This is a genomic window from Devosia ginsengisoli, from assembly GCF_024707105.1.
GTDB classification, from domain to species: domain Bacteria; phylum Pseudomonadota; class Alphaproteobacteria; order Rhizobiales; family Devosiaceae; genus Devosia; species Devosia ginsengisoli_A.
Map to the genome: position 1 here is coordinate 96,716 of NZ_JANQAJ010000004.1, position 11,839 is coordinate 108,554.

Genomic DNA, 11,839 nt, shown 5'->3' on the forward strand with positions numbered 1-11,839 from the left:
GAAGCATTGCCCTGAAGGGCTATGGTGCCCGCGAGGAGAGATGCGATGAAATACCTGCTGATGCTCTATGCCGACGAAAAGGCCGGCGCCGCTATTGCCCCCGAACAGATGGCCGGCTTCATGGGCCAGATGGCCGCCTATCAGGAAACGCTGGAAAAGGCCGGGGCCTTTATCGATACGGCAGCCTTGCAGATGACCGGCGCGGCCAAGACTATTTCCAGCCCCGATGGCCAGTTGCAGGTGCATGACGGCCCCTATGCCGATACGCGCGAACAGTTCGGTGGCTATTTCATCATCGAGGCGCCCGACATGGACGAGGCGATACGGCTGGCCGCTTTGTGCCCGGCCGCCGGCTGGGGCAAGATCGAAATCCGGCCCTATCACCCCGGATATTCGCCCGGCTGAAGAATTTTTCGGCAAAAAGTCGAAAGCCGTGGTGGCGCCCCGACATTGTTGCATCGGCGCATGATGCGCCGACCCAGCACGAGGAAAATCCGATGCGTTACATGATGATCATCCACCACGACGACGAAGCCATGGCCAAGGCGCCGCCGCAGGAATTGTGGGCCGAATATGCCGCCTTCAACCAGGCGCTGAACAAGGCCGGCGAAGGCTTTTCCGGCGGATTGCGGCTGAGCCCGAGCAAGGAGGGCACGATTGTCCGCACCAGCGCGGGCAAGACCGATGTGCTCGACGGCCCCTATGCCGATACGCGCGAGCAGCTCGCCGGCTACTTCTTCATCGATGTGCCCGATATCGAGCAGGCGGTAGAATGGGCCAATCGCTGCCCCAGCTCGAAATACGGCGCGATCGAAATCCGCCCCATCGTCGAGCAGACCGCGCGCTGATGGGTGACGCGGCGCGGCGGGCAGCGGAGCGGGCGGCCCGTGACAGCTACGGGCGCCTGTTGGCCTTTCTGGCAGCGCGTACGCGGGACGTGGCAGGGGCCGAGGATGCGCTGGCGGAAGCCTTTGCCAGCGCCCTCGCCTCCTGGCCGGAACAGGGCGTTCCTGCCAATCCCGATGCCTGGCTGCTGACCGTCGCCCGCCGCCGCCAGACCGACGCGATACGGCGGCGGCACACCCGCAAGACCGGGGAGGCTCATATCCAGCTCATGACCGAGGAACTCGAAGCGGCCGGCGCCCATCCCGATGCCATCCCCGACCGGCGGCTGGCACTGATGTTCGCCTGCGCCCACCCGGAAATCGAAGCGGGCATGCGGGCGCCGCTGATCCTGCAAACCATATTGGGGCTAACGGCCATCGACATCGCCGCCGCCTTCCTCATTCCCCCGGCCACGATGGGCCAGCGGCTGGTGCGGGCCAAGGCGCGCATCAGGGAGGCCGGCATACCCTTCGCCATCCCTGAGCGGGAAGACCTGGCCATCAGGCTCGATGCCGTGCTCGACGCCATCTACGCGGCCTATGCCAAGGGCTGGACCGAAATCGGCGACACGGCGGCCGAACGGCTGGCCGATGAAGCCATCTGGCTCGGCCGGCTGGTCGTGAGCTTGCTGCCCGACGAGCCGGAAGCCAAAGGCATGCTGGCGCTGATGCTCTATGCCGAGGCGCGGCGACAGGCCCGGCGCGATGCCGGCGGCGCCTATGTGCCGCTGGAGCAGCAGGATATCACTCTCTGGGACGAAGAGCAGATCGTGGCGGCCGAGGCGCTGCTGCATGCGGCCAACCAGGCCGGCCCCACCGGCCGCTACCAGATCGAAGCCGCCATCCAGTCAGCCCATGTGGCGCGGCGCGTGACCAGCCGGCCGAACTGGGATGCGGTCGTGGCGCTTTACGATGTGCTATTGGACCTGACCCATTCACCCGTCGCCCTGCTCAACCGCGCTGTCGCCTTGGCGGAGACCGAAGGCCCGGAAGCGGCGCTGGCCAGCCTCGACGCCATTGCCGGCGACAGACGCATGGCCGACTACCAGCCCTACTGGGCCGCCCGCGGACACCTGTGCGCCCGCGCCGGACGGAAGGAAGAGGCGCATGAGGCGCTGACCCTGGCCATCGGCCTGTCGACGGACGAGGCCGTGCGGCATTATCTTATCGGGCAAAGGGCGGCGTTGCAGGATGGCTAGCGCCACAATCCCTTGCTCCTCGCGCCCCTTTCCGCTATAGCCCGCGCCATGAAGCGCTCGTCACCCCTGGAGGACGGGCGCGTATGCTGTTGTAGTGACGCATACACCAACCCAGAATGGATATTTCCATGGCTGCGACCAAAGTGCTCAATGCACAGGCGCGTGAGGGAGTAGGCAAGGGGGCCGCTCGTGAACTGCGCCGTCAGGGACTCGTTCCTGCTGTTATCTACGGTGACAAGAAGCCCCCCGTCACCATCGCCATCCCCTACAAGGACGCCCACAAGCAGATCTATGCCGGCGGCTTCCTCAGCCACATCATCGAACTCGATGTGGATGGCACCAAGCACAGCGTGATTCCGCGCGACTACCAGCTCGACCCGGTCAAGGACTTCCCGATCCATGTGGATTTCCTGCGCGTCGGCAAGGGCACCAAGCTCAACGTCCAGGTGCATGTGCACTTCATCAATGAAGAAGCCAGCCCCGGCCTGAAGCGCGGTGGCACGCTGAACATCGTCCGCCATACGGTGGAAGTGTCGGCGCCTGCCAGCGACATCCCCGAGGAAATCACCGTCGACCTGACGGGCTACGATATCGGCGATTCCATCCACATCTCGGCGGTGACCCTGGCCAAGGGCGTCACCCCTGTCATCACCGACCGCGATTTCACCATCGCGACCATCGTTGCTCCGTCGGCGCTCAAGTCGGCCGGTGAAGAGACCGAAGCCGAAACCGCTGCAGAGCCCGAAGCCGAGTAATCGCGCTGCCTGGTTTTCTGCTATAGTTCGAGGCGGCCTTCGGGTCGCCTCTTTCGTTTCTGGAGTGCGTGATGAAACTGCTTGTCGGCCTGGGCAATCCGGGCGGCCAATATGAGGGCAATCGCCACAATATCGGCTTCATGGCGCTCGACGCCATTGCCCGTGCCCATGGCATCACCCAGTTCCGCTCCAAGCATGGGGGCCTGCTGGCCGAAGGCACTATCGGCGGCGAGAAGGTGATCCTGCTCAAGCCACAGACCTTCATGAACCGCTCGGGCGACAGCGTGCAGCAGGTGGCCCAGTTCTACAAGATCGCGCCGTCTGACATCATCGTGCTTTATGACGAACTCGACCTGGCCGCCGGCAAGGTGCGCGTCAAGGTGGGCGGCGGCAATGGCGGGCATAACGGCCTGCGATCCATCGATCCGCAGATCGGGGTGGGCTACAAGCGCGTCCGCCTCGGCATCGGCCATCCCGGCAAGGAATTCGTGACCCACCATGTGCTGGGCGACTTCGCTAAGGCCGACCGTGACTGGGTCGAGCCGCTGCTCGACGCCGTGAGCAAGCATGCCGACATGCTGATCAAGGGCGACGATAGCGGCTTCATGAACAAGCTGGCCCTGGCCCTCAAGCCCGCCGAGGAGCCGGAAGCCAGACCCGCGCCCAGGGCGCAGAGCCATATCAGGCAGGCGCGGCCGAGCAAGCCGCAGGTGGAACTGCCCAAGACCGGCCCGATGGCCGAAATGCTGAGGAAACTGCGCGGAGAGTGAAATGGCCGAGGTCGTGTTCTTCCAGGCGCTGAGCGAGGACGGTTTCGTGACCGACGCCAATGGCTCGGCCGCCTGGCAAGGCCCCTATTTCATCCCGGAACTGGGCTTTCATGACTTCATCGCCGGGGTGACGGCGGTCATCACCGCGCGCGCCAGCTATGACAAGATCGCCGCCAGTGGCACATGGCCCTATGGTCCCGTGCCGGGCATCGTGCCGTCGGAGACACCGCTGACCGATATCGGCGCGCCGGTGACTGCCGTGGCCGATGACCCGGCGGCAATCGTGGCCGCGGCGCGTGGCAAAGGCGACGGCACGGTGTGGGTGCAAGGTGATACGGACCTGGCTTTCCGGTTGATCCATGCCGGCCTGGTGGACCGGCTGGACCTCTTCGTCATGCCGGTCACGCTGGGCCATGGCACCGAGCATATCGACCGCCACCACCTGCCCGGCTTCACGCTGGCGACCAGCACCAATTTCGCCAATGGCGTGACGCGGCTGGTCTATGTGCGGGGGTGATATTTCCCGCCTCTCCCTTGGGATGTTTTAGTTCGGCGTCTGCGTATGCGGCCCCACCCCACCCTCAATCCCTCCCCATCGAGGGAGGGAGGCGCCAGCACATAGGCCCGTGTTCATCGCCTGTCGATTGGCTTACGCCGCCGTCACACGCCACACGACGTCGCCGACATCGTCCACCGCCAGGAGCGCACCATCCCTGGCCATGGCCACGCCGACCGGGCGGCCATTGGACGTCTTTTCGTCCGGGGCGAGGAAGCCGGTCAGCAGGTCGATCGGCGTGCCCTGGGGGCTGCCATTGCTGAAGGGCACCAGAATGACCTTGTAGCCGCTGAGCTTGCTGCGGTTCCACGAACCATGCTGGCCGATGACCATGCCGGATGGCAGGCCCGGCAGCGTGTTTTCCGGCAGCCAGCACAGGCCGAGGGAGGCGGTGTGGCCGCCCAGGGCATAGTCCGGCGTCAGGGCGGTGGCGACCAGGGCCGCGTCCTGCGGCACGCGATCATCCACCGTCTGGCCCCAATAGCAGAAGGGCCAGCCATAGAAACCGCCATCCTTGACCGAGGTCAGGTAATCGGGCGGGGTTTCGTCGCCCAGCCCGTCGCGCTCGTTGACCACGGTCCACAGCGAACCATTGGTCGGCTCCCAGGCCATGCCGACCGGGTTGCGCAGACCGCCGGCAAAGATGCGGTTCTGCCCGGTCTTGAGATCGAGTTCGTAAATGCAGGCCCGGCCCTCTTCGGCTTCCATGCCTTCATCGGCGATATTGCTCAGCGAACCCACCGCCACATAGAGCCTGATGCCATCCTGGCTGGCGATGAGATTGCGCGTCCAGTGGCCTGATGGCTTCATGTCCATGAGCTTGCGGCCCGGCGCGGTAATGCTGGTCTGGCCGGTCTCGTAGGGGAAGGCCATGACGCTGTCGGTATTGCCGACATAGAACGTGTCGCCGACCAGGGCCATGCCGAAGGGCTGGTTGAGATTTTCGAGGAACACTTCACGGATTTCGGGAACGCCGTCACCATCGGCATCGCGCAGCAGGGTGATACGATTGGCGCTCGGCCGTGAGGCCCCTGCCCGGATCAGGGTCTGGTGCATGACCATGTCGCGGATGGAATTGGCCTTGCCGACCAGCGTCGCGGCCTCGGCAACCAGCACGTCGCCATTGGGCAGGACATAGATCATGCGCGGATGGTCGAGCCCGGTGGCAAAGGGCGCGACCTTGAGGCCGGCAGCGACGGTCGGCGCCGTGCCCGGCGCCCAGCCCATTGCGGTCGGCATTTTCAGCATGGGCATGGCGCCCTGCGGCTTGGCCTGGGGAATGACGGGCGCCGTGCCCACCGCCTGCTTGAATGCCCCCATATGGCGGCCGCGGTAATAGAACCACAGGCCTCCGGCAATGATGGCGGCGAGTACGACAAGCGAAATCAATACGTCCACGGCGGGATTCCTCCGGTATTCTTGAATGGTAGCCTTGATAGGCGGTCGCGCGGCTCGCGACAAGATGGCCATGCGCCCTGCCGCATTGACTTCTGATCCCATCCGAACGATGTGAGGGCCAACAAATTCTGGAGCTTTCCCCATGGGTTTCAAGATGGGCATTGTCGGCCTGCCCAATGTCGGCAAGTCGACCCTCTTCAACGCGCTGACCCGCACCGCTGCCGCGGCGGCGGCGAACTTTCCGTTCTGCACCATCGAGCCCAATGTGGGCGACGTGCCGGTGCCTGATCCGCGCCTCGACAAGCTGGCCAAGATCGGCAAGTCGATCAATGTTCAGCCCGCGCGCATGAGCTTCGTGGATATTGCTGGCCTAGTGAAGGGCGCCAGCAAGGGCGAAGGCCTGGGCAACCAGTTCCTGGCCAATATCCGCGAATGCGACGCCATCGCCTATGTCTTGCGGTGCTTCGAGGACGGCAACATCATCCACGTCGCCAACAAGGTCGATCCGCTGGCCGATGCCGAAGTGGTCGAGACCGAGCTGATGCTGGCCGACCTCGAAAGCCTCGAAAAGCGCCGCACCGGCGTCGAGAAAAAGGCCAAGGGCAATGACAAGGACGCCAAGCAGACGCTCGAGCTGATCGACCGCGCGCTGGTGCTGCTGCGCGAGGGCAAGTCGGCCCGTTTCGTCGAGCGCTCGGCCGAAGAGGAAAAGGCCTTCCAGGAGCTGCAACTGCTAACCAGCAAGCCGGTGCTCTATGTCTGCAATGTCGACGAGGCCTCGGCCGGCTCGGGCAATGCCATGAGCAAGGCCGTGGAAGACTATGCCCACGCCAATGGCGCGGGCGTCGTCATCATCTCGGCCGAGATCGAAAGCCAACTGGCGCAACTGCCCGATGCCGAGCAGGCCGAATATCTCGAATCGCTGGACCTGCACGAACCCGGCCTCAACCGCCTGATCCGCGAGGCCTATGACCTTTTGGGCCTGCAGACCTATTTCACCGTCGGCCCCAAGGAATCGCGCGCCTGGACCATCCACAAGGGCGACAAGGCCCCGGCCGCCGCCGGCGTCATCCATTCCGACTTCGAGCGCGGCTTCATCCGCGCCCAGACCATCGCCTATGACGATTTCGTGGCCCTGGGCGGGGAAGTGGCCGCCAAGGAAGCCGGCAAGGCCCGCGACGAAGGCAAGGAATATGTCGTCAAGGACGGCGACGTCATGCTGTTCAAGTTTAATACTTGAGGTCGACCGCTTCGCGGTAAAATCGCTCCAGTGGAGCGATTTTAGACCTCAAGGCCACGAGACCTATGGTCGAGTGGCTGGGCCACACGCTCCATGTTCCATGCGGCGCCATCTCAGGATGGATCCCGGCTCAAGGCCGGGATGACATCGCGCTTGGGAAGGCTTGCAGCGCATCACCCCTCGATCGTGTCCTTGCGCATCTGGCTTGGGGTCATGCCATAGGCCTTGCGGAAATGCTCGTAGAACTGGGTCTGGCTGACGAAGCCGGCCTGGAAGGCGACGTTGGCGACGGAGAGGCTCCCGTCGAACAATAGCGAGCGGGCGCGGATCAGCCGCATGCGGGTGACGAATTTCTGCACCGAGATATGCATGACCTTGGTGAAGAGGTTGGTGGCATAGTTGGGATGCAGGCCCACCACCTTGGCGATGTCCTCGGCGCTGAGTGGATCGGTGATGTTCTCCACGATATGGCGCACCATGCGCACCACATAGCGCACGGGCGAACCGGTGCGGGTGCGCGTGCCTGATCGTTCGACCCAGGCCGGCAGCAGCGTCTCCCAGCCGGTTATGGCGGCGCGGCGGAACATGGTGCCGATCTCGGAGCGCACGATATCGGTGCGCAGGGCATTGCCGCTGCGATAGTCCTGGTGCCAGCGCTCCAGCGTTTCGAGCCCGATGCAATCAGGGTTGAGCTGGATGACGCCGCCACCCATCAGCGTCTCCGTCAGCCGCCCGAGCTGGGGCATTTCGAGAAAGGCATCCATGGGCAGGTAGATATTGAGCTGCCGCCCCTCCCCGATACCGTTGAGACCGATGGTCTGGTGTGGAATGCCGGCCCAGAAGGCCACCAGCCGGCCTGCCCCGACGCTGACCGGGCCGCCATCGAACACGTAATCCATGCTGCCGCGGGTCAGCCAGTTGAACTCGATATGCCCATGGCTATGCGGGCGCGGCATGATCTGGGGCGAGAAGGAGCGGATGCCGAAACGCCCGAAGGCCTTGCCGGAGGAATAGAAGCTGCGGTCCGGCCGGGGTGTCGGCCGGGGTGCCTTTTCGCGCGCGCGGCGCGGCTGAACGGGGCTCTCAACAATCATACTTATCCGCCGATTTCTTTGAAACCCGGAACAAGTCTCTATCATTCCGGATTGCTTCACCCAAGGCAAGGCGTAGGCTTTTGGCCAGAGCACGGAATGAAGCCGGAAGGGAGTATCCGGTTACGGCAAGCAATGCCGATCCGTTGCCATGGGAGGTTTTATTGAGAAAACAAGCGATTGCCCTTGGCGGGGCAGGACTGATGCTGGGTGTCTCGCTGCTTGCCGTGCAGGCCCAGGATTTGACGGGCGAACTTCCGGATCCGCCGGAATTCGCCGCGCAGAGCGAGCCCAACTTCGTCAGCGTTTCCGATATCCAGGAATACAAGGCGCTGCCCGAATATCATGAACCCGACTGGGTCACCGCGAAATATGTCGAGGCGGGCACATTGCCGCCCGTCGCCGAGCGCCTGCCCAAGGAACCCCTGGTGTTCAAGACCGGCGACATGCCCGACGGCGTCGGCGTCTATGGCGACACGATGCGTCATGTGATCGGCGGCCGGCCGGAAGGCTGGAACTATACCGCCGGCCAGAACCAGGGCTGGGGCGGCATCGATATCGGCCTCAGCGAATGCCTGACGCGCACCGGGCCGCTCTTCGAGGTCAAGGCCGACGAACTCGAGCCGCTGCCCAACCTGGCCAAGAGCTGGGAATGGTCCGAAGACGGGCACGAGCTGACCATGCACCTGATCGAAGGCGCCAAATGGTCCGACGGCGACCCCTTCGACGCCGATGACGTGATGTTCTACTGGGACGACGCCATCATGGATTCCAATGTGTCCCCGCTCAATGGCGGCACACCCGAGACCTTCGGCGTCGGCACCACGCTGGAAGCGCTCGATCCCTACACGATCAAATGGACCTTCAAGGAAGTCCGGCCGACGCAATATCTCTATGCCATGGCCTATGGCACCTTCTGCCCCGGCCCGAGCCATATCCTGAAGCCCCAGCACCCCAAATATTCCGACAACACCTACGAGCAGTTCAAAAACGCCTTCCCGCCGGAATATATGAACATGCCGGTCATGGGCGCCTGGGTGCCGGTGGAATACCGGCCGGACGACATCGTGGTGATGCGCCGCAACCCCTATTACTGGAAGGTCGACGAGAACGGCAACCAGTTGCCCTATCTGAACGAAATGCACTACCGGCTCAGCACCTGGGCCGACCGCGACGTGCAGGCCGTTGCCGGTTCGGGCGACTTCTCCAACCTCGAACAGGCCGAAAGCTATGTCGAAGCCCTGCGCCGCTCGGCTGAAGACACCGCCCCTGCCCGTCTGCAATTCGGCGCCCGCACCATCGGCTATGCGCTGGAATTCAACCTCTCGGCCAATGGCTGGGGCGAACCCGATGCCCGCGGCCAGGCCATCCACGAACTGAACCGGAACCTCGATTTCCGCAAGGCCGTCTCGATCGCCATCGACCGGCAGCGGCTGGGCGACTCGCTGGTCCGCGGTCCGTTCACCGCCATCTATCCGGGCGGCCTCTATGCCGGCACGGCCTATTATGACAAGGCCTCGACGGTCTACTACCCCTATAACCTGGAGGCGGCCAACGCCCTGCTCGACGGCATCGGCCTGATCGATACCGACGGCAATGGCGTGCGCAACCTGCCCGATGGCGGCGCGGATGTGGAAATCACCCTGCTCGCCAATACGGATTATGCGACCGACACCAACCTGGCCGAAGGCGTTATCGCCATGATGGAACCGCTCGGCCTGCGCGTCATCGCCAATTTCCAGGCGGGAACCTCGCGTGACGACATGCAGCAGGCCGGCCAGTTCGACTGGCATGTCCGCCGCCAGGGCGCCGAAGTGGTCTCGGTGGTGCAGGGCACGACCTTCCTCGCCCCCACAGGTCCGCAGACGAGCTATTTCCACCGCGCCGGCACGGACGGAACAGTGGATCTCCTGCCCTTCGAGCAGGAACTGGTCGATGCGGTGAACGCCTTTGTCGCCACCAGCGACAATGCCGAACCGTCGAGCTGATGAAGACCTTCCAGCACACCTTCACCGAGAACGTCTATTCGGTGGGGCTCACCCAATATCCGGGTGCGCTGATCATCAACAAGCGCTTTGCCAATATCCCGGCCGGCGCCCCGATCTTCATGTTCAACTGGGCGGAAGACAACATTATCCGCGAACGCGTCTACGTTCCGGCCGACACGCAGGGCGACTACGAACTGCACCCCGAGACGCTTCCGGGCGAACCGGGCGGCGCGGGTCCGGTGTGACCACCGGCGCTTGAGCTCCTGTCTCCCTCCCCCTTGTGGGGAGGGAGAGCGAGATAGGACTTAGCCCTTCGCTAGGTCCGTGATCGAGCAGGGTGGGGTATGGTCACGCAAACGCGGTGCAAGTGGCCCACCCCCATTCCTTGATCCCTCCCCACAAGGGGGAGGGAGACGACTGAGGCGCCGGGGCCAAACGCCCCAAGCTATTAAGAGGCCGCCATGCTTCGATTTCTGATCATGCGCATATTGGGCGCGATCCCGCTGCTCCTGCTGCTCAGCGTGGTGACCTTCGCCATCATCCAGGCGCCGCCGGGCGACTATGGCGACACGATCCGCTCCATGCTGATCAATCTGGGGCGGCGCTGCCCCCCACCGTGGCCGAAGCGCAGGCCGAGCTGTATCGCGAGGCCCACGGCCTCAATGACCCTATCATCGTGCAGTATTTCCGCTGGATCGGGGGCATCGTCACCCGCTTCGATTTCGGCCACTCGTTCTTCTACAACAAGGATGTCGGCATCGTCGTGGCCGAGCGTCTGCCGGCCACCATCGCCCTGGCGCTGACCTGCCACCTGCTCGCGTCGCTGCTGGGCATTGGCCTGGGCATCCTGGCGGCCACAAGGCAATATTCCTGGGTCGATACCGGGCTAGGGCATCATCTCCTTCCTCGGCATGACCATTCCGCGGTTCCTGCTGGCCATTATCATCCTCTATTTCCTAGTCTTCCGGCTCAATGTCAGCGAGGTGGGTATGTTCTTTCGGCCCGCTATGGCGGCGCGCCCTGGAGCTGGGACAAGTTCGTCAACCTCGTCCAGCATGTCTGGCCCGTGGTCTTCATCGCCACCTTTGGCGGGCTGGCCTATAATATGCGCGCGTCATGCGGGCCAACCTGCTCGACGTGCTCAACAGCCAATATGTCGAGACCGCACGCGCCAGGGCCTGCCGGAAGGCGCCGTGATCATGAAGCATGCCGTGCCCAATGCGCTGCACCCGCTGGTCGCCTATCAGGGCGTGGTGCTGCCCTATATGCTGACCGGCGAAATCGAGGTGGCCATCGTCTTCGGCCTCGCCACGGTCGGCCCGGCCATTGTCGGCTCCATGGGCGTGGGCGATGTCTATGTCACCGCCACCTTCATGCTGGTGCTGGCCGCCACGCTGATCGTCGGCAACATCATTTCAGACCTTCTGCTGGTGGCGCTCGACCCCCGCATCCGGCTGGGGGAGGAGGCAGCGAATGACCGACCTCGATACGCGTTCCGCCATCCCCCTGCCATCAGACCCCGCCGGCGGCCCGATGCCGACAGGCGCCGACGAAGCCGCCCCGGCAGTAACTCGCTTCGGCAGCGGCAATGAGGGCTATGCGACCCTGGTCTGGCGGCGCTTCCGCCGCTCGACCATGGGCATGATCGGGCTGGTTCTGGTGACCCTGCTGCTGGTGGTCTCGGTCTTTGCCGATTTCTTCGCGCCGATGGACCCCAAGGCAGCCAACCTGCCCTTTGCCCCGCCGGATATGATCGCCTTCGAGGACCAGGACGGCAATTTCAGCCTCATCCCCTATGTCTACCCGATCGGCGACACCGGCGAATTCGACCCCGTGACCTTCAGCCGCTGACCGGCCTGATCAAGGACAACCCGACGCCGACAGGCTTCTTCGTCACCGGCTACAGCTACCACCTGCTCTGGTTCATCCCGGCCAATGTCCACTTCTTCGGCTCGACC

The 11,839-nt window shown here is 64.0% G+C and carries 10 protein-coding genes and 2 pseudogenes; 10 read left to right on the plus strand and 2 right to left on the minus strand.

The annotated features are described in order from the left end of the window. The first annotated feature begins 45 nt into the window (after positions 1 to 45). The 6 genes from NVV79_RS01355 (at position 46) to NVV79_RS01380 (ending at position 4,125) form a co-directional block, all read left to right on the plus strand. Positions 46 to 405, plus strand: coding sequence for a YciI family protein (locus NVV79_RS01355; protein WP_303985487.1), 360 nt, complete (start codon positions 46 to 48; stop codon positions 403 to 405). Between the two features lie 92 nt (positions 406 to 497). Continuing rightward, on the plus strand, positions 498 to 848 hold the full coding sequence (locus NVV79_RS01360; protein ID WP_303985489.1) for a YciI family protein: 351 nt from the start codon (positions 498 to 500) through the stop codon (positions 846 to 848). After that, the gene (locus NVV79_RS01365) at positions 848 to 2,083 is read left to right on the plus strand and encodes an RNA polymerase sigma factor (protein WP_303985491.1); all 1,236 of its coding nucleotides are present in this window, start codon (positions 848 to 850) and stop codon (positions 2,081 to 2,083) included. The genes NVV79_RS01360 and NVV79_RS01365 overlap by 1 nt, the downstream gene beginning before the upstream one ends. Before the next feature lie 128 nt (positions 2,084 to 2,211). After that, entirely contained in the window at positions 2,212 to 2,838 is a 627-nt protein-coding gene (locus NVV79_RS01370; RefSeq protein ID WP_303985493.1) for a 50S ribosomal protein L25/general stress protein Ctc, read from the plus strand. 71 nt (positions 2,839 to 2,909) lie between these two features. After that, positions 2,910 to 3,608: an aminoacyl-tRNA hydrolase gene (gene pth, locus NVV79_RS01375; protein WP_303985495.1), complete on the plus strand. Its 699-nt coding sequence runs from the start codon at positions 2,910 to 2,912 to the stop codon at positions 3,606 to 3,608. Position 3,609: 1 nt separating this feature from the next. Continuing rightward, entirely contained in the window at positions 3,610 to 4,125 is a 516-nt protein-coding gene (locus NVV79_RS01380) for a dihydrofolate reductase family protein (RefSeq protein WP_303985497.1), read from the plus strand. 132 nt (positions 4,126 to 4,257) lie between these two features. Here NVV79_RS01380 and NVV79_RS01385 read toward each other — a convergent pair whose 3' ends face one another. Then, complete coding sequence (locus NVV79_RS01385) at positions 4,258 to 5,526, minus strand: sorbosone dehydrogenase family protein (protein ID WP_303985508.1); 1,269 nt, start codon at positions 5,524 to 5,526, stop codon at positions 4,258 to 4,260. A 178-nt stretch (positions 5,527 to 5,704) separates the two neighbouring features. Between NVV79_RS01385 and ychF the strand changes: the two genes are divergently transcribed. Then, on the plus strand, positions 5,705 to 6,802 hold the full coding sequence (gene ychF, locus NVV79_RS01390) for a redox-regulated ATPase YchF (RefSeq protein WP_303985499.1): 1,098 nt from the start codon (positions 5,705 to 5,707) through the stop codon (positions 6,800 to 6,802). A gap of 173 nt (positions 6,803 to 6,975) precedes the next feature. On the opposite strand, the gene NVV79_RS01395 is transcribed toward ychF, so the two are convergent. After that, complete coding sequence (locus NVV79_RS01395) at positions 6,976 to 7,896, minus strand: helix-turn-helix domain-containing protein (protein WP_303985501.1); 921 nt, start codon at positions 7,894 to 7,896, stop codon at positions 6,976 to 6,978. Between the two features lie 200 nt (positions 7,897 to 8,096). Here NVV79_RS01395 and NVV79_RS01400 point away from each other — a divergent pair. The 3 genes and pseudogenes from NVV79_RS01400 to NVV79_RS01410 all read left to right on the plus strand — a co-directional run bounded on the left by NVV79_RS01400 (position 8,097) and on the right by NVV79_RS01410 (position 11,732). After that, positions 8,097 to 10,126, plus strand: a pseudogene (locus NVV79_RS01400) (ABC transporter substrate-binding protein). A gap of 216 nt (positions 10,127 to 10,342) precedes the next feature. Continuing rightward, positions 10,343 to 11,335: pseudogene (locus tag NVV79_RS01405) on the plus strand (ABC transporter permease); the annotation flags it as partial. A gap of 79 nt (positions 11,336 to 11,414) precedes the next feature. Further along, the gene (locus tag NVV79_RS01410; RefSeq protein ID WP_303985503.1) at positions 11,415 to 11,732 is read left to right on the plus strand and encodes a hypothetical protein; all 318 of its coding nucleotides are present in this window, start codon (positions 11,415 to 11,417) and stop codon (positions 11,730 to 11,732) included. Positions 11,733 to 11,839: the final 107 nt, after the last annotated feature.

Coding starts and splice junctions, on each gene's coding strand:
- NVV79_RS01355 (WP_303985487.1), top strand. CDS start 46: ATGAAATACCTGCTGATGCTCTATGCCGACGAAAAGGCCGGCGCCGCT.
- NVV79_RS01360 (WP_303985489.1), top strand. CDS start 498: ATGCGTTACATGATGATCATCCACCACGACGACGAAGCCATGGCCAAG.
- NVV79_RS01365 (WP_303985491.1), top strand. CDS start 848: ATGGGTGACGCGGCGCGGCGGGCAGCGGAGCGGGCGGCCCGTGACAGC.
- NVV79_RS01370 (WP_303985493.1), top strand. CDS start 2,212: ATGGCTGCGACCAAAGTGCTCAATGCACAGGCGCGTGAGGGAGTAGGC.
- pth (WP_303985495.1), top strand. CDS start 2,910: ATGAAACTGCTTGTCGGCCTGGGCAATCCGGGCGGCCAATATGAGGGC.
- NVV79_RS01380 (WP_303985497.1), top strand. CDS start 3,610: ATGGCCGAGGTCGTGTTCTTCCAGGCGCTGAGCGAGGACGGTTTCGTG.
- ychF (WP_303985499.1), top strand. CDS start 5,705: ATGGGTTTCAAGATGGGCATTGTCGGCCTGCCCAATGTCGGCAAGTCG.
- NVV79_RS01395 (WP_303985501.1), bottom strand. CDS start 7,896: ATGATTGTTGAGAGCCCCGTTCAGCCGCGCCGCGCGCGCGAAAAGGCA.
- NVV79_RS01410 (WP_303985503.1), top strand. CDS start 11,415: ATGCCGACAGGCGCCGACGAAGCCGCCCCGGCAGTAACTCGCTTCGGC.